The sequence below is a fragment of the Fibrobacter sp. UBA2449 genome (assembly GCF_002342555.1).
In the GTDB taxonomy this organism is placed as follows: domain Bacteria; phylum Fibrobacterota; class Fibrobacteria; order Fibrobacterales; family Fibrobacteraceae; genus Fibrobacter.
Map to the genome: position 1 here is coordinate 95,460 of NZ_DDQF01000012.1, position 17,171 is coordinate 112,630.

At 56.3% G+C, this 17,171-nt stretch carries 13 protein-coding genes; 12 read left to right on the forward strand and 1 reads right to left on the reverse strand.

Annotated features, from left to right (window positions below; translation table 11 throughout):
* Positions 1–4 precede the first annotated feature (4 nt).
* Complete coding sequence (locus B4B27_RS08115; RefSeq protein WP_290725453.1) at positions 5–490, forward strand: hypothetical protein; 486 nt, start codon at positions 5–7, stop codon at positions 488–490.
* Positions 491–497: 7 nt separating this feature from the next.
* On the opposite strand, the gene B4B27_RS08120 is transcribed toward B4B27_RS08115, so the two are convergent.
* Entirely contained in the window at positions 498–2,009 is a 1,512-nt protein-coding gene (locus B4B27_RS08120) for a fibro-slime domain-containing protein (RefSeq protein ID WP_290725455.1), read from the reverse strand.
* Between the two features lie 643 nt (positions 2,010–2,652).
* On the opposite strand from B4B27_RS08120, the gene B4B27_RS08125 reads away from it, so the two are divergent.
* The 11 genes from B4B27_RS08125 to B4B27_RS08175 all read left to right on the forward strand — a co-directional run bounded on the left by B4B27_RS08125 (position 2,653) and on the right by B4B27_RS08175 (position 17,170).
* Entirely contained in the window at positions 2,653–3,957 is a 1,305-nt protein-coding gene (locus tag B4B27_RS08125; RefSeq protein WP_290725458.1) for an adenylosuccinate synthase, read from the forward strand.
* Positions 3,958–3,987: 30 nt separating this feature from the next.
* Complete coding sequence (locus B4B27_RS08130; RefSeq protein ID WP_290725461.1) at positions 3,988–4,701, forward strand: Crp/Fnr family transcriptional regulator; 714 nt, start codon at positions 3,988–3,990, stop codon at positions 4,699–4,701.
* Between the two features lie 68 nt (positions 4,702–4,769).
* Complete coding sequence (locus B4B27_RS08135; RefSeq protein WP_290725463.1) at positions 4,770–5,543, forward strand: PASTA domain-containing protein; 774 nt, start codon at positions 4,770–4,772, stop codon at positions 5,541–5,543.
* 5 nt (positions 5,544–5,548) lie between these two features.
* Positions 5,549–7,498, forward strand: coding sequence for a hypothetical protein (locus B4B27_RS08140; protein ID WP_290725465.1), 1,950 nt, complete (start codon positions 5,549–5,551; stop codon positions 7,496–7,498).
* Between the two features lie 5 nt (positions 7,499–7,503).
* Complete coding sequence (locus B4B27_RS08145) at positions 7,504–8,340, forward strand: hypothetical protein (protein ID WP_290725468.1); 837 nt, start codon at positions 7,504–7,506, stop codon at positions 8,338–8,340.
* A gap of 32 nt (positions 8,341–8,372) precedes the next feature.
* Positions 8,373–11,792, forward strand: coding sequence for an FG-GAP-like repeat-containing protein (locus B4B27_RS08150; RefSeq protein WP_290725471.1), 3,420 nt, complete (start codon positions 8,373–8,375; stop codon positions 11,790–11,792).
* Between the two features lie 19 nt (positions 11,793–11,811).
* A complete protein-coding gene (locus B4B27_RS08155) occupies positions 11,812–12,732 on the forward strand; it encodes a formylglycine-generating enzyme family protein (RefSeq protein WP_290725474.1) in 921 nt (306 codons plus the stop codon).
* Positions 12,733–12,751: 19 nt separating this feature from the next.
* On the forward strand, positions 12,752–13,207 hold the full coding sequence (locus tag B4B27_RS08160; protein WP_290725477.1) for a copper resistance protein NlpE N-terminal domain-containing protein: 456 nt from the start codon (positions 12,752–12,754) through the stop codon (positions 13,205–13,207).
* Between the two features lies 1 nt (position 13,208).
* A complete protein-coding gene (locus B4B27_RS08165) occupies positions 13,209–13,979 on the forward strand; it encodes a LytR/AlgR family response regulator transcription factor (protein ID WP_290725480.1) in 771 nt (256 codons plus the stop codon).
* Between the two features lie 12 nt (positions 13,980–13,991).
* Complete coding sequence (lepB, locus tag B4B27_RS08170) at positions 13,992–15,374, forward strand: signal peptidase I (protein ID WP_290725482.1); 1,383 nt, start codon at positions 13,992–13,994, stop codon at positions 15,372–15,374.
* Positions 15,374–17,170, forward strand: a complete 1,797-nt coding sequence (locus tag B4B27_RS08175; RefSeq protein WP_290725485.1) for an Ig-like domain-containing domain — start codon at positions 15,374–15,376, stop codon at positions 17,168–17,170. The genes lepB and B4B27_RS08175 overlap by 1 nt, the downstream gene beginning before the upstream one ends.
* Position 17,171 lies beyond the last annotated feature (1 nt).

Consider the following 17,171-nt stretch of genomic DNA (forward strand, 5'->3'; position numbering starts at 1 on the left):
CGCAATGCCGGAACAAGTCTTGACGCGTGAATCGCTGGTGCAGTTTTTCGGGGAAGAAGAATTCAAGAAGTTGTGCAATCACGAGGCGGGCCACGCGCTCGTCGCGTTCCTGTTCAAGCGTCCGCTGGATTACGTGAAGATGAACAATTCCAGGGAGCAGCCGGGCACCACGCACATCGCGGGATCGGAACTCGAGGGCGATGCTCATATCGCGATGGCGGGCCATATCGCGGAATTCCTGATGCGCAAGGATTTCAAGTGCGACCTCGATACCGTCATGAAGGAACTGCCTATGGAGCTCTACAAGAGCGATCCGGATTACCAGAAGTTCCAGGCGGCGTGCTACTATTTTCAGCTGGCCGAGACGAACGTGGTCGAGCAGGATTACAACATCCTGATGGCCTGCCAGGCGCAGCTCTGCAAGATTGCGCAGGCCCTGAACGAGCGCACCTACCTGAGCCGCGCCGAAATCGAGGCGCTCGCGAAGTAGGCTGTCGTTATTCCTGCGTTATCGGGAAGTTTGTCCACATGCTGAAGTCGCTCAGGCTTGTGCGACGTGCGCAGAAGAATACGTCAATCGGGTATTTCTCGCCCTCTTTCATGAACGAACTGTAGGTCTTGTTCAGCGCTTTCATCTGGACAAATCCCGGAGCGTTCACGTGCGTGCCGCCGTTATCCACCGCGAGTTTTTTCCCGATAAAGACCCACTGGTCGCCCGAGGCGGAGAAGCCTGCTTCCAGCGTGTCGGAATAGGTGAACGTCCCGTGGATTTCCATGCAGAAGTGATGGTTGCGGGGGGCTTCCCAATGTCCTTGAGGGTATATGCTCCAGTCCCAAAATTCTTGAACGTAGTCCAACGCGTAAAATCCGCCGTTGCAATCCGTTCCGCTTGTCCAACCGAAAGTGTTGCAATAGTGGTAAAAATCAACGGAATCCTTGAGGGGATAATTCCCTTCGCTATCCCTCTTTGTCCTGGCATCTGCCAACGGCCCCAGCTTCTTGCCTCCGACAGTCAAGATGTCATCGTCCGTTGTGTTTTCGATGGGGAAGAACCCTCCGATTTTGGTTCCGTCAATGGTGGAGTCCGAATTGAACATCCATATCCCGTTGTCATTCTTTGGGAATGGCATTTCCCAGGCGACCGCTTCGTTGACTCCTTCTGTATAGTTGAACAACTGGTTGAAGAACTTGTCTTCAATAAAGCACTTTTCGCCAGCTTCGGTGAGTACGGGCTTCTTGTCGGAACCAAGAGTCGTTTCGACTATTCCTTGAATTATGCCGGAACAGTCAGTAGCGGCTTTTATGGCAATCTTGGAATCTGTTCCCTGGGCGCCAGTTTGGCAACCTTCGCTGGCTGCTGCCCCAGGATTCGATTGATAACACGAGAAAGCAGGGTGCAACGTTGCGTCGGTATCGTAGATTGTCGCTGTCAGCGAATTCTTTGCGGACGTTCCTTTCGAGGAACTGCTGGATTTCGCTTCTTTATCAGAAGAAGAGCTCTTCGCTTCGGCGGAACTGGAGGATTCGTCCTTTGCCGAAGAAACCTTCTCGCTTCCGGAGCTGTTCTTTTCGCCGGACGAACTGGACTTGTCTGTCTTTTTGGAAGAGCTGGATTTTGCTTCGGATGATTCCGGTTCCTTTGAATCGGATTTCCAGCGGCCATCGGTGCATGTCAGGAACCCGTGCTCGTCGAGAACGTAGGCTGAGACGCCTTTGCGCTTGTCGGAGCAGTTGGGTAGGTCTTCCCGTGTCGCGGCGACGCTTTCGGCCTCTTCCCATTTTTCGTCGAGGCAGATGCAGATAGAGGAATCGTCTTCGACGAATGCGACTGACTCCTGGCGCTTCTCGGTGCAGCTCGGCAGGTCATCGTCTGTCGCGACCGAATCCATGGGAACGGCGTTTTCGGGTTCTTCCGCATGGTTGCCTGTCGAGGAATCGTCGCCGCAGGCGCTCAGTGTGGCGAGTGCCGCTGCAACTGACAGGGTCAGAATGTAGACATGCTGTTTCATATCCATCTCCTTGATGTAAGAGATGGCCATATTCGGTGTAAAGACGAAAAAAGTGTGGAATCGCCTTTGCACTTACCGAATCTGCGGTTCTGGTAAACCTTACTCGTGGAAAAGTACAAACACGTCCCACACCCATGGGGTGCGAGTGCTTGTCCTATTCTCTCGAGTTGTAGAAATTTACCAGATTTCAGATTCGAGAATAAGAGCAATCTCTTAAAGTATGTATCTAATTATAATATACATAAAAATTTACAGGAGGGGTGCACTCTTTTTTCATGTGGTTGGAATTACCCAAAAAACGCCTTGATGTAGCCTTGCGCCTGTCTTGCGGAGAGCGGGTTGGCGCCGCTTTCGAATGTTGCGACGGGGGCTTGTCGAGAATGTTAGTTTGTATAAAATTTTATAAAAATGTGCCTATAAGTGGGCTGTTTTTGGGTGTTTTTAGGTGCAAAACTCCCTTTGTGGCCCTCTCGGGCTTCATTTTCATTCGGTTGTGGAGCCGAATTCAAAACCACTTTTTTATCTTTAAAGCGAAAAAGGGCGCAGGGAAATCCCCCGCGTTGCAATTTCGCGTTTTAAACAAGCAATCGACCCGCGGGCTGCCCGCCAAGGCTTTGCTCCGGGTCACAAAAACGAAGGATATATGGCAAATCGTGTTGTAATCGGCTCCCAGTGGGGCGATGAAGGTAAGGCGAAGGTTGTTGATTTCTTGACGCTCGATGCGGATATCATCGTGCGCTTCCAGGGTGGCGCGAATGCGGGCCACACCGTCGAGGTGGGCGACCAGAAGTTCGTGTTCCACCTGATACCCTCGGGCATCATGCACCAGGACAAGATTTGCGTCATCGGTAACGGTGTCGTGCTCGACCCCATCCAGACGCTCGCCGAGATTGCCGACCTCCACACGAAGGGAATCAACCCGGAAGGCCGCCTCTTTATTGCGAACAACGCCCACGTGGTGCTTCCGTACCACTCCACGCTCGACAAGGCGAAAGAGAAAAAGGCGGGCAAGGCTGCCATCGGCACGACGGGCCGCGGTATTGGCCCCTGCTACAGTGACAAGGTGAACCGCATTGGCGTGCGCGTGGGTGACCTCATGGACGAGCGCGAACTGCGCCCCCGCGTCGAGGCGATGGCGAAGGTCCACAACGAAGAATTTACCGTGATGTACGACGTCCCGGCGATCGACCCCGAAGTGGTCATCAAGGACTACCTCGAGCTCGGCCAGAAGATCAAGCCGTTCGTGACCGACGTGAGCGAGATGCTCTACAAGGCCGTGAAGGCCGGCAAGCGCCTCGTGTTCGAGGGCGCCCAGGGCACTATCCTCGACGTGGACCAGGGTACCTACCCGTTCGTCACCTCGAGCAACACGGTCGCGGGCTACGCGAGCTGCGGCGCGGGCGTCGGACCTACGGCCCTGGACGAAGTCTGGGGCGTGGTGAAGGCGTACACGACCCGCGTGGGTAACGGCCCCTTCCCGACGGAACTTTTGGATGAGACGGGTGACACGCTCCGCAAGATCGGTAACGAATATGGCGCCACCACGGGCCGCAACCGCCGTTGCGGCTGGTTCGACGCCCCGGTTGTCCGCAAGGCGGCCGTGGTGAACGGCCTTACGCACCTCGCCATCACCAAGCTCGACGTGCTCGACACCTTCGACACGGTCAAGATCTGCACCCACTACGAATGCGACGGCGAAAAGCTCGACTTTATCCCGAACCAGCTCTCGAAGGTGGGCCGCTGCACTCCGGTGTACGAGGAAATGCCCGGCTGGAAGTGCGATACGACCAAGTGCCGCAGTTACGACGAGCTCCCGGAGAACGCAAAAAAATATTTGCAGAAATTGGCAGAACTTGTTGACGTGAAAATTGGTATGATTTCTATTGGCGCCAAGCGCGATCAAAGTATTGTAATCGATTCTGGCCTCGCAAAGGGGTTGGGGCTATAACGTGACTTAACTTAAGACAGGAGAATTAAGATGGTGGATGCTACTATTCTCGGATTGCTGAAAGGCGTAGAGCTTTTCTCAGAACTAAGTGAAGAGCAGATTGGGATGCTCGCCAACTTGGTGGTGTCTCAGAAGTTCAATCGCGACGAGACGGTGGTGCTCGAAGGCGACGACTCGGTGCAGGCCTTGTACCTCATCGCGTCGGGCTCGGTGCAGGTCTACATGACCGGCGTCGATGGGCGTGAGACGATCCTCAGCTTCTTGGAACGCGGTGATTTCTTCGGCGAAATGTCGCTCATCGACGGCGAACCGAGGTCTGCCTCGGTGCGCACCGTGACCGACGCGCAGATGCTCATCATCCACCGTGAATCCTTCCTGCAGCTCATCCGCCAGTCTCCCGAGATTGCCATGGGCCTCCTGAGCGAACTCAGCAAGCGCCTCCGCAAGGCGAACCGCCAGATCGGGTCCCTTTCCACGATGTCTGTTAGCGGGCGCGTGGCCGGCACCCTCCTCAACCTCATGGAAGAACGCGGCGTCCGCATCCACACCGACAACGGCAACATGGTGACGGTCATCCACAACCGCCCGACCCAGCAGCAGCTGGCCGACATGTCGGGCACGACCCGCGAAACCGTGAGCCGCATCTGCTCGCTTTTGGTGAAGACGAACGCGATTGCCATGACCGGCAAGGACATCGTCATTTTCGACGAGAGCGCTTTGCAAGAGAAGGCGACCAAAGGGTAATGCTTAGTTGCTAGTGCCATTCCGGCGGCCGAGGGGAGGCCTGTCTGGCATGGCGTTCCAGTTCTATTATGAGCAAACTAAAATCGATTTTGAATAAGCTAGTTTCCTGGATCAAGAAGTCTTCTATCGTGAAGGCGTTCTTGTTCTGGATTGTCTTGATTGTTGTCCTCGCTTTCTCGGTAGATAAGATTGTGTTGCCCGTATTTTCCGGACACTTCGCGAGTACCGGTGTTGTTCCCAATCTCGAAGGGCTCGATTCTATCGCCGTGGAGAAAACGCTCGATTCCGCCGGTTTCAAGTGCGAATGGCTGGAAGAGGGCCGCTATAGCGCCCAGGTGCCTGCGGGCATGGTGCTCGTGCAACTGCCGGCCGCCGGTCGGACTGCAAAACTCGGACGCACGGTGAAGCTCACGAAGAGTCTCGGTGTCCGCGAAGTGGAAATTCCCGACCTGCGAGGCAAGAGCCAGAAGCAGGCCGAAATCTCGCTTACCCGTGCCGGCCTCGTGCAGGGCGAAATCGTAAAGGGCGCGCATGCGAGCATTCCCCGCGGAGTTGTCATCCGTACCGAGCCCATGGCGGGCAACAAGGTCCGTATGGGCGACACCATCAAGGTGGTTATTTCGGCGGGGGCCACCACGGGGAAGGTCATGCTTCCTTCGTTCGAGGGCGAAATCATGGACGATGTCTATCCGAAACTTGAAAAACTCGGTTTCCAGGTCGGCAGGATTAAGCGCGTGAAGGGCGAAAACGGAGAGCGTCCGGGAACGGTCCTTGAAACGGCCCCGAAGGAAGGGGATTACCTGAAACCCGATTCGAAGATTGACTTTGTCATCGTTGATTAGCGCCTATGAAGTCCGTCGCCAAATTCCTTGTTGCAGTAATGTGCGCCGCCCTGGCAGCGTGCAGTTCTGCTCCTGCGAAGAAGGCTGAGGCTCTCCCGGCATCGCCGGCTCCGGCTGGAGAATCTTCCGTGGCCGCAGATTCCATGACCCAGAAACAGGACCTGGATCTGGCACATTTTGCCTTTATCAATGCATTGGATATGGACCGTCGCGGTTTGCGTGCCGAAGCGGATTCCTTGTGGTATGTGGCATCCCAGGCGGATCCGAAAAGCCGGTTCCTGGCCTTTGCCGTCGCCCAGCGTTTTTTCGATGCCGGAATGGATTCCGCCGCGGTTGCGATGGCGCAGCGTGCGAACCAGCTCCCCGGAAAGCACCTTGCGAGCCAGTACGAGTTCATGGCTAAAGTCTACGTGCGCGAAGGCATTGCCGATTCGGCGCGCAAATACTTTGTCCTCGCTTTGGATTCTTCGAAGAGCCAGGACATGACGCTCCTCTATGACTATAGCCTGTTCCTGGAAGCGGTGCAGGACAAGGAAGAACTGGTCCGCGTGTATGAAATTCTCTTGCCGCAGACCAACTACATAAAGTCGCTTTTGAATCGGCAGATGGGCCTTCTTGTGGAAACGGGGAAGGATTCCTTGGTGGTGGACCTCTTCTACAAGGCGTACGAGGCCACGGGCGAACGGGAATACCTGGCGAAGAGCATGCATGCCCTAGTGTTGCAGAAACGGTATGTGGAGGCGCGCGCAATTGCCGATACCATTACGGGTTCGACAGAGCATGATGCGATGATGATCGAACTTGCCCTCCTTACGTTTGTCAACGGCCCGCGCGAACCAGTGCTCGAGTTCCTCAAGAAGAAGTATTACAACGATGGCGTGCGCGTGCCGGAGCTGGTGTATCACCTCGGGCTCAACGAGTATATGCTGCACGAGGTTGACAGCGCGAAGGTGCACCTCGAGAGCGCACACCTGAAACTCGTGAACGACAAGGAGGCGGGTGCGCAGGCTTGCAGGACCCTTTCGGCAATCGCTTTTGGCCGCGGGCAGAACAAGGAAGGTGTGCGTTATGCGGAACAGGCGGATTCCCTGCTGCAGGGCGAAGGGAAGGTGTTCCTTGCGCTTGCTTTGGGGACGGCGAAGGAATTCAACAAGGCGTATGCACTGCTAGATTCGATGCTCGGCGTGTGGAGCAACTGGCGCCCGATGGAAGCGGTCGTGGATTCCGCACAACTGAACAAACTGATGGCTGCCGCGAAGGCGAAACACCGCAGGTTCCAGCGTGCCTATGCCGACGTGCTCATGATTCAGGCGCGCGACCTCGAACGCAAGACCGTGTTTACGGATTTCTTCAAAAATCTCACTGCGGGCAAGCCGAAGGAATCCCTGAAGGATTCCCTGAACCGTGCCGCTGCACGCGAGGCGCGCACGAAGGCGGAACTTTTCTGGGAAAGTATTCTGGCCGAGGAACCCGACAATGTCGAGCTCCGCTTTACGATGGCTCGGAACCTCGAACGTCTTGGCCGCATAGACGAGATGCTTGCAATGTTCGAGGCAATCCTCAAGTCGCCGCAGCTGCAAAAGCTCGACTACCCCGAGGTGGCAAACTACTACGGCTATACGCTCATTAACCTGAACCGCAACAAGGCCGAGGTGGAATACGGCTATTCGCTCGTACTCAAGGCGCTCGACGCGATAAAGGGCGACAAACCCGATGCGATTATAGATTCCAAGGCATGGGGGCTCTACCGCTTGGGCCGCTTCCAGGAAGCGCTCGAGGTGATCATGCAGGTCAATCCCGAAAAGTTCAAGGACGATGAAGAGTACCTGGAACACCTGGGCGCGATACAGGCGGCCGCCGGCAAGAAGACCGAGGCGGCTGAAACCTACCGCAAGCTCCTGAAACTCAAGCCCAAGAACCCGGCTGCGCTTGAATTCTTGAAGGGCAAGAAGTAGTATTCATGCGTTTGTTTGTCTTAAATCGCACTGCTTTCGTGAACCGCATTGCGCTCGCTGTGCTTTGTGCCGTGACTGTGTGGCTTGCGGGGTGTGCGTCGTCGAAACCCGCAGTGGAACCGTCTGCGGCGAAATGCGTGGCCGGTGCAACAGATGCCGACGCGGCAAATGCTGGTGCGGCGAGTGCGGCGTGCGCACCCGAAGCGCCGAAACTTGATAGCCTTCGCGCGAAGATGGCGATAACCCTCGTGGACCAGAACGGCAAGGAACAGAATCTGGACGCGGTACTGTTCTCGGTACCTGGGAAGCGCTACCGCATGGAACTCACGGGCGCGATGGGGATTGGCGTTGCCTCGCTCCTGTGGCAGGAAGAAGGCTGGACGATGACCTTCCCGACGGAGAAACTCTACATGAAGGGCGCGGGCTACATGGTGGGGCTTTTCGGTGAACCCTCTATCCCGACGGTGAACATTCACCAGATTGCCGGTTTCTTTGACGGGCAATATGTACCCGCGGGTGCGAAACCGGTGTCGGAGCGGGATTCCGCGGGCCTGAAACTTGTAGAGGCGGATGACGCCATGGGAATTCGCCTGACGTATGCGGTGCGTGACGGGCAGGTGGAATGGATCTCGAAGAAGGGGAGTGGCGGCAAGCCCGAGGTGCTGAAATTCCTGGACTATAGGCCCTTCGAAGGCCGTACGCTGGCCGAAAGAATCGTGTTCGAGCGCGACGGTGCCAAATATCTTGAAATACGCCTGAAGAAGGTGACCCACGGGAAGGCCTTCAGCCTCGGAACCTGGCGGCTGAATGTCCCTAGAAGCTACAAGGCCGTCGGGGAATAATCCGTCGGGGACTATTTTTGTAAATTGTAATCATGAAGTTTAATGCGACCCTACTTGCATTGTTTTTGGGTGTATTCGGTCTTGTTCCGAAGTCTTTTGCTGTAGATACGCTTGAAGTATTTGCGCTGCGCATCCAGTTCCAGAAGGAAAACCCGGATAACTCGCTCACTACGGGCGACGGCACTTTCGATTCCGACAAGAAGAACAAGGATGCCTATAGCCTGGATCCTCCCGAAAACCGCGGCACGCCCTTGTACTGGCTCAAGCATTTTGAATTCGCCAACAATTATTTCAATGCGGTGAGCGGCGGGAACCTGGTCGTGAAGGCGCGCGTGTTCCCGGACCCCTCCACGGGTTCTTCCGTCTATACGCTGGCCAAGCCGATTATCGACTACAACCGCACGAGTAAGAAGAAGGGCGAAAAGACGGCCGAATATGACGAGGCCCGCAGCCGCGACTACCTCACGTTTATTTACGACGCCATTGCCGCTGCCGCCGCCGATTCCTCGGAGGAGGGACCGTTCCGCATTCCGGTTTCGAAGAATCCGAATGTGAAGCGCGCGTACATGATTATACACGCGGGCGCAAGCCGCCTTGTGGATGGCGGAAGCATGGGCACGAAGGGTGCGGACACTCCGGGCGACTTCATGGACATCTACATTGCCGGCGACGACTGGCAATACCTGCAGGCAGATTCCGCGAGGAGCAAGGCCGCAAAACCGGTAATCGGGCTTACGAGCGCCGGCGATACCGCGACGACGGGAATCCGCATTCCGGGCGGTGCTGTCGATACGCTCCGTTCGGTAATGGTGGTGAGCGAGACTGCCTCGCAGGATGGCCTCAACTGGGGCGTAAACGGAATCATCGTGAACCAGATTGCGCGCGAAATCGGGCTCCCGAACACCTACGACGTAGTGAAGGGAATCAGCCGCCTCGGTTATTACGACGTGATGGATTTTGCGGGCTACAATGCCGGCAACGGGTTCCTGCCTTCGCTGCCTGCCGCGTGGGAACGTGCCTACATGGGCTGGTCGCAGGTGAAGGAAGTGCGCCCGGTGGCTGGGAAACCCGTGACGGTGGATATTGCAGCCGCGGGTACGGGCAAGGGAACCGAGATTGTGAAGGTTCCTCTCAGCGCGAGCGAATACCTGCTGATTGAAAACCGTCAGCGCAGTTGGAACAAGGAAGGAACGATTGACGTGGCGGTGGACAGGCTGACTCCGAATGCGGAGTCGAGCGTTCGTACGGTTCCCGTGGATAGCCTGAATCTCGTGTTCGAGGACAGCGTTTGCGTGAAGGGCAAGTGCAACGAGAACAAGAAGAAGGCGAAGGGCCTGATTGTCGGGCTCGATTCCTACGATGCGGGGCTGCCGGCGAGCGGTATCGTGGTGTGGCGCGTGAACGACTGGTACCTGCGCGAGACGTTGCCGTACGGCATTGCGAACTTCTGGGGCGGCGATACCCTGCGCGACCACCAGTTCGGGGTTGCGATGGTGGAGGCCGACGGCATGCTTTCCATCGGCAAGACGTTCAAGAACGCGCTCGGTGAGGACATGTACGATTACGGATCCGGTACGGACTTGCTGCCGCACAAGCGTGAAGCTGCCGAGGATTCCAAACAGAAATTCAAGGCGGTCACGGAGATTGGCCCTACGGGCTATGCGAACACGATGACCTCCATGGGTGGCTATACCGGAATCAAGATTAAGGTGGATATTCCGAAGGATGCGCGCGAGGAAAAGACTGCGAACGCATTCATGGGCGACAGCGTAGTGAACTATGCGGCATTGAGCCTGCGCGTGACAATAAGTATTGACGACGGGAGTATCGAGGGCGGCAAGTTCCCGCGTGAGATTGGCCTGAATTCGGCGGTGCGCGGCGCGGTGTTCGTGGACGACCCCGAAAACGAAGGGCAAAAGATTATCGTGGTGGGTGCCGAGGACGGAACGCTGCAGGCCTTTAATGCTTTGGGCGATACGCTGTTCGTTGCCGATACCGCGATTGTGCAGAAGTCGCTGAGCCGCGACGGAGCGGAGTGCGAAGTGCCGCTGTACCGCGTGGGCGCAAGCTACGGCCCGCTGGTGGGCATGGCGAGCGACGGCAAGGATGTTTACAGCCTGCATACCAAGAAACTCGTGAAGACGAGTTTTGCGGGCGGATTCCCGGTGCAGCAGGAAATTGACATCGATTCCGCGACGGCGGGGCCTCTGGTTTATGATGGAAAAATTATGGTTGCAGATAAAACGGAAGGAAGGAGCTTTGTGTGGACCTTTAGCGGGGCGTCGTTTGACGGGAAGTCCGCTCCTATACGTGAAATTCCTGCGCCCGTTGTCGATATGGCAAAGTGCTCAAGAACAGATGGTGCTTTCGCCTTTGCTTTTGTAACAGCCGGCAATTTTGTTTATGCGAAAGGACATGGAAAAAATCTGGGTGGCGCATCCGGTGAAAAGTGGAAAATTGCATGCACCGATTTGGACCGTGACGGGACAGACGATGTGATTGTGGTCGGTAGCCGCGGTACGGTGACTGCATACGGGCAGGGTAAAAATGAATTGAGAGCCCTCTGGACCAAGAGCTACAAGCGTGGCGCCAGCGGTACGAGCGGCCTCAAGGACGAGACTTCCGGCATTGCCATCGGCGACATAAACGGCGACGGTTATCCTGAAGTCGTATTCCTGGGCGATAACCTCGTGTATGCGCTCGACCGTTCGGGCCTCCCGATTGCGGGCTTCCCGGTGAAGATTTCCCGCGGCACCCCGGTTGCGGGATTCATGAGCGACCCGCTCCTTGTGGATGTGACGGGCGACGATATTCCCGAGATTCTTGTCCCGAGCAGCGACGGCCTCGTGTACGCCTATACGGGCAAGGGCACGGAAGTGAAGGACCAGTTCCCGCTTGCGGCCGGCAGCTTTGAATACCAGGATACGCTTGGGACAATCTACCCGATGAGCATATTCGTAGCGGACGCTGTTCCGGGCAAGAAGTCTGCGGGTCCCGAACTTTACGCACTGCATCGCAACAGCCTCTCCGCTTTCCGCCTGCGCAAGGCGAACGGGTCGGCCGCGGAATCGCCTGCGGCGTGGACGCTCCCCGCGGGTGGCAACGAGCGCACGGGTTACTTTGATGCAAGCAAACTTGGCGACGTGGAGAAGGCGGAAGAGAAGGACGAGATAAGCGAGTTCTTCGTATTCCCGAATCCGGTCCGCGGTGGCAATGCGAAGGCGCGTTTTGAAATCGGTGCGGCCGCAAAGAATGCAACCCTTGAACTTTACGACATCACGGGCCTTTGCGTGTTCAAGCAGAAGATGGAAGAACCTGCGCAGGGCCGTAACCAGTTCGAGAATCTCGACCTGAAGCAACTCGGTTCCGATGTCTATACGGCGCGGCTCAAGGTAAAATTCAAGAGCGGCAAGACGAAACAGAAGCTTTACCGCGTGGGCGTGATTAAGTAGTCTTTGGAGGCGGAAAACAATGAAGGTTGTGTATAAACTAGCACTCGCGGGTTTGTTTGCCGCTTTCCTTTCCGCCTGTACTGCCGGCGGCGATCCCGTCGATGTCAAGCCCATCGAGCATGACTCCGACTGGTATTCTTCCGCGAAGCAGCCTTCCTCTGGCGATGGAAAGTCATCTGCCGGGGATCCTTCTAGTAGTGAATCCGGGAATGGCGGGGAACGTGATTCTTCTATCTACAATCTTCTGCGTTGGGTTGAATTCCAGGGCGGGAAGGCGAAGGTCAATTCTGTCGAGTTCTCTTTCAGTGCGTATTCCGTTTCGGCGACGGAAGTGACGCAGGCGGCATATGCGGAGGCGATGGGCGGCATGCCTGACCAGCCAAAGGATGCCCCCGAGAACCCCGTAGTGAATGTTTCCTGGTTCGATGCGGTACTCTTTTGCAATGAACTTTCCAAGAGCATGGGGCTCGATACGGCCTACGTCTATTCTTCCGTAGGTGACAAGAACTACCTGCAGAATCTCGAAATCAATTACGGGGTGGAATCGTTCCGTCTTGCCACAGAAATCGAGTGGGAAATCGCTGCGCATGGCGGTACGAACACGATGTTCTACTGGGGTACGGACAAGGCGTCGGACTTTGTGTATTACGGACAAACTTCTGGCCCCACGAGGGTAGGGAGTTATCCACCGAATCCTTATGGCCTGTTCGATATGGCGGGTAACGTCGCCGAATGGGTAAACGACTGGTACGGCGCATTCCCGACGAAGGCCATGGACAATTACACGGGTGCCACTTCGGGTACGGCCCGCGTGGTGCGCGGTGGCGGCTGGAGCGACCCCATCAAGGACTGCGCTCCGGACGTGCGTGCGAAAAAGGACCCGCTCTATACGGCTCCGACGCTTGGGTTCCGTGTGGTTTATTCCCGCGGACTGCTCTAATTTTGTTAGATTATAGCCCATGAAAAGGATTGTGCTTGCGACCCTTTGTATGGGTCTTTTTCTTGCCGGTTGCAATAAGGAAGAACCGGCTCCGTTGCCGGATTTGCCCAAGGTCGAGCTTCCGGAAACCATCGTGGGCTTCTATACCGGCCGCCTGCCGTGCGAAAACTGCAAGGTGCGCATGGTTCGCATGACGCTTGCCGAAGATAGCAGCGTGACGGTGATACAGAACATCATGACGGATTCCATGAAGACGGACACGCTTGCCGGCAGGTTCTCCATCGATTCGGGAAAGGTTGCCGTGGCGCTGTCGGAAGGAACCCGTTGGAATTTCCAGGTGGAAAAGTCGGGATCGCTTTCGCTCTTGACGGGCGCGGGTACCGTTTACGAGGATGAAAATGGCGTGCGGGTCGATCTCATCAGGATACTCAACCTCCCGTCTCAGAAAAAAAACGGAACAGTAACGGAGAAGTAATATGCGTGCAAAAACTTTGATTGTGGATGATGAACCCTTGGCGCGTGTGCGTATGCGTTCGCTCCTGGAAAAATATCCCGAGGATTTGGAAATATTGGACGAGGCCGGATCCGGTGCGCAGGCGATATCGAAAATCCGCGAACTGATGCCCGATGTGGTGTTTCTGGATATCCAGATGCCTGACATGGACGCGTTCGAGGTCCTGAAAAAGATCGAGGACGACGACATGCCGCTGATTGTCTTCACGACGGCCTACGAAAATTTTGCGCTCCGTGCCTACGAGGAAAATACGGTGGATTACCTGCTTAAGCCGGTCGATCCCGAGCGTCTCGAAGCCACGATGGAAAAATTGCGCAAGCGGTTCTCTGCGGTCGCGGAAAATTCGCAGATGCCTGCGGATTTTTCGTGGGAGAAGTTCCGTTCGCTCATGGCGCAGGGAGACGCCTACCTGCAGCGCATCCAGGTGAAGATCGGCGATAGGATTTTGCTCGTGAACGTGGACGAGATTATCCGCTTCCACAGCGAGGAAAAGTACACGACGGTCTACACGCCCACGAACCAGTATATTATCGACACGCCGCTGGTGGATCTCGAAAAGAAACTCGACCCGCGCCAGTTCGTGCGTGTGCATCGTGCGCACCTCGTAGCCATCGACTACATCTCCGAAATCCGCAAGTCGGACATGGGCCGTCTGGTCGTGCAGCTGCGCGACAAGGACAGGACGCAGATCCTCGTGAGCAGGAATTTCGTGAAGAGTGTCCGCAACCTCTAAGAATGGAAAGATATGGAAGAGCCTCCTAAGAATTTTTCGATAAAGAAATTCCTGAAATCGTTCCTGCGCGAAATCATAGTTCCCATCGTGCTTGCGCTCGTGGTTATCCAGTACGTTATCCAGGCGTTCCAGATCCCGAGCGGCTCGATGGAAGATACGCTCCATACGGGCGATTTTTTGCTGGGCCTCAAGTTTACGTACGGTTCGCCGATTCCTTTTACGAACCGGCATTTTCCGGGCTATGCCGAACCCAAACCCGGCGACGTGGTGATTTTCCGCTATCCCGGCGAACCGGAGTATCCCGACAACAATCCCGCGCGCTACACGCACCTGTTCAACGCGCTCATGTTCGGCAACTATTACTGGGATCACGAGCCGGAGAAGGGGAAGCCTCACCTGGTGCACTATGCGGACGGTCCGAAGGACTACATCAAGCGCTGTGTGGCCGTGAGCGGCGATACTGTGGCTGTCCATCAGGGGCGCCTTTCGATCAATGGCAAGGAACAGACGGAACTCCCGGGACGCGGCAAGCTCACGATGTCGTTCAGGAGCCATTCTCCGCGCGACGAACGAGAAAGCTTCGTGATTCCTTCCGTGGGCGATACCTTGTTCGTGGATTCGCTGTCGCTCGAAAAATTGTGGTGGCTCCGTTCCATCGTGCTGCAGGAAAATCCGGACAGCCGTGTGAATTTGGAACTTGCGCTGTGGAAAGATGGCGTAGAGGCGAACAACTACATATTCGAGGATTTCAATCTGCCCGTGGAAACGGATCGCGGGATGCTCCTGCAGGCGCTTTCCGGACTCAGGTCCAAGACGGACAGCAGGCCGGTTTGGGGCGATACGGTGACGGGGTCTGTGAATTTTGAGTTCTTCCGCAGGAACGCAGGGATCGGTTTTATCCCCGTCCCGATTCCGCCGGAAGCGCAGGGCTCGATGTCGCGCCTTGTCAGCTATGTCGGCTTCGAGGGTTCGCTGTTGCGTGATTTGGAAGGCAACGTGGCGATGCTCAATGCGCCTGCCGTTACCGTGGATTCCACGGTGGCCGACAGTGCCGCTTCCGATTCCGCTGCTGCAGAAAGCGCCTTCATGGAACCGTCTACGCAGCCGCGCTTCGAGATTCGCCGCCGCCTGCTGGTGGACGGAAAGCCGATCGACCGCTATGTTGTCCAGACGCCGCTCTTCTTCATGATGGGAGACAACCGCGACAACTCTGCGGATAGTCGCTACTGGGGATTCGTGACGCTCCGCAATATCCGTGCGAAGGCATTCGTAATCTACTTCTCCTTCGAGAACGACGACCAGGCGTTCAGCCTGGGGAACCCCTTTACCTGGTGGCGCATCCCGTTCAGGATCCGCTGGTCCCGCATCGGAAAGATTATTTCACTGATAGACTGATGAAGTTTGGCCGTTCCGCATACGTTTCCGCCTTTGTCTCGTTGCTTGCCTGCATCGGGCTATGGGCGTGCGCAACCCAGGTGGCGCCCTCGGGAGGCCCTGCGGACAAGTTGCCTCCGCGGGTGGCTGCGGTCTACCCGGCCCTGAATACGACGAACCATCCCGAGGAACTCTATGTGAAACTCGAGTTCGACGAGTGGATTAACGCCTCGATTCCGCGCAGTGCCGTGTCCATTTCGCCCCCCATCGAAAAGAAGATGAAGTTCGAGGTCAGCGGGAAGACGCTGGAGCTTACGTCCAGGGCGGTTCTCGACACGGGAACGACCTATACGGTCACCTTCGCGGGCGGCATCAAGGACTTGCACGGCAACGCCCTTGCGCAACCGTTCCAGATAGTGTTCTCGACGGGCGACCATATCGATTCGCTTTCGCTTGCGGGGCGCGTGCTGGTGAACGATTCCATGGCGAGGAAGAAGATGTTCCCGAGCATCGGCCTCTTTTTGATGGGAGAATCCCGCGAAGGGCACCGCTATCTCGAGAAGTACCGCGATACGGTGACGCATGCGCTTGATTCCCTCCCGATGCTCACGAAGGAACCCCCGCTGTTCCTTACGCGTGCGGACAGCGCGGGCAACTTCAAGCTCACGGGGCTCAAGCCCGGACGCTACCGCGTTGTTGCCTTTGTGGATGTGAACGGGAACCAGAAAATTGAGCCTTCGATGGAACTTGCCGGCGTGTGGACGGACGACCTTGTGCTGACTCCCGAGACTGCGGATACGCTGTGGGTTCCCCTCGCGGACCAGGATTCCTCCAAGCTGGAACTCGTGTCGGTTTCACAGCCGTTTGCGAATGTCCTGGAAGCCTCGTTTTCCCGTCCGCTCTATTTCGATTCCGCATTCGCGGAACTTTCGAACTGCACGCTGACTTATCCCGACGGGCGTTCCGTACACCCCTCGGCGGTTTACCTGGGGGCATCCTCCGAAAAGCCGCAGTTCTATTTCGATTCGGTTCCTGCTCCTGAACTTACATACAAGTTTGCATGCAAGGTGGCGAAGGATTCCCTTTTCCGCGAACTCGATTCCCTCCATGCGGAAGTGGAACTCGAATGGGTCGAGAAGCCCGCCGACACGCTTGCCCCATCGATTGCGAAGACTAAGCTGCTTTCGAAAACGAGGTCCGCGTTCCCGGGCGATACGCTTGTCGTCGCTTACAGCAAGCCGGTCGATTCACTTTTGGAAACGTTCCATATCGTGATAAATAAGGATACGTCCGAAGTGAAAATGCAACGCATAGACCCGGTCCGCTACATGGCCGTTCCCAAGGAACCGTGGCCTACGGACGTGACGGTCGGCTTCTTGAAGGGCTACAAGGATACGACGCTTGCAAAAGCCGACAGCAACGGCGTGCGCGATACGGTAATCGAGACCAAGTATCAGCAGCTTCTTAAGTTCGAGACGGTATCCAAGCTGAAGCTTGCGAAACTCAAGGGGCGCATCCCGAACGGGAACACGGACGTGACAGTTCGACTGATTGCGACCGAAAACAAGAATCCCTACTATGTCCGTTGCAACCGCGATGGGACCTTTGCCTTTGAAAATCTTGTGGAAGGCAAGTATTTTATTGACTACTACTATGCCGAAAGTGGCAGGCTGACTCCCGACGGCGGGACTCTGGCGCCATTCCGGTATGGCTTGCCGTGGCGCGCCCCGAACGATACGGTGCATGTGGCCAATGGTGAAAACGATATCAACAAGCTGTTGCCGAATTTGCCGGTGCTTCCGGAAAGAAAGAGGTAAA

Bases quoted from the DNA above. Each gene is read 5' to 3' on its own strand.
- B4B27_RS08115 (WP_290725453.1), top strand. From the start codon at position 5: ATGCCGGAACAAGTCTTGACGCGTGAATCGCTGGTGCAGTTTTTCGGG.
- B4B27_RS08120 (WP_290725455.1), bottom strand. From the start codon at position 2,009: ATGAAACAGCATGTCTACATTCTGACCCTGTCAGTTGCAGCGGCACTC.
- B4B27_RS08125 (WP_290725458.1), top strand. From the start codon at position 2,653: ATGGCAAATCGTGTTGTAATCGGCTCCCAGTGGGGCGATGAAGGTAAG.
- B4B27_RS08130 (WP_290725461.1), top strand. From the start codon at position 3,988: ATGGTGGATGCTACTATTCTCGGATTGCTGAAAGGCGTAGAGCTTTTC.
- B4B27_RS08135 (WP_290725463.1), top strand. From the start codon at position 4,770: ATGAGCAAACTAAAATCGATTTTGAATAAGCTAGTTTCCTGGATCAAG.
- B4B27_RS08140 (WP_290725465.1), top strand. From the start codon at position 5,549: ATGAAGTCCGTCGCCAAATTCCTTGTTGCAGTAATGTGCGCCGCCCTG.
- B4B27_RS08145 (WP_290725468.1), top strand. From the start codon at position 7,504: ATGCGTTTGTTTGTCTTAAATCGCACTGCTTTCGTGAACCGCATTGCG.
- B4B27_RS08150 (WP_290725471.1), top strand. From the start codon at position 8,373: ATGAAGTTTAATGCGACCCTACTTGCATTGTTTTTGGGTGTATTCGGT.
- B4B27_RS08155 (WP_290725474.1), top strand. From the start codon at position 11,812: ATGAAGGTTGTGTATAAACTAGCACTCGCGGGTTTGTTTGCCGCTTTC.
- B4B27_RS08160 (WP_290725477.1), top strand. From the start codon at position 12,752: ATGAAAAGGATTGTGCTTGCGACCCTTTGTATGGGTCTTTTTCTTGCC.
- B4B27_RS08165 (WP_290725480.1), top strand. From the start codon at position 13,209: ATGCGTGCAAAAACTTTGATTGTGGATGATGAACCCTTGGCGCGTGTG.
- lepB (WP_290725482.1), top strand. From the start codon at position 13,992: ATGGAAGAGCCTCCTAAGAATTTTTCGATAAAGAAATTCCTGAAATCG.
- B4B27_RS08175 (WP_290725485.1), top strand. From the start codon at position 15,374: ATGAAGTTTGGCCGTTCCGCATACGTTTCCGCCTTTGTCTCGTTGCTT.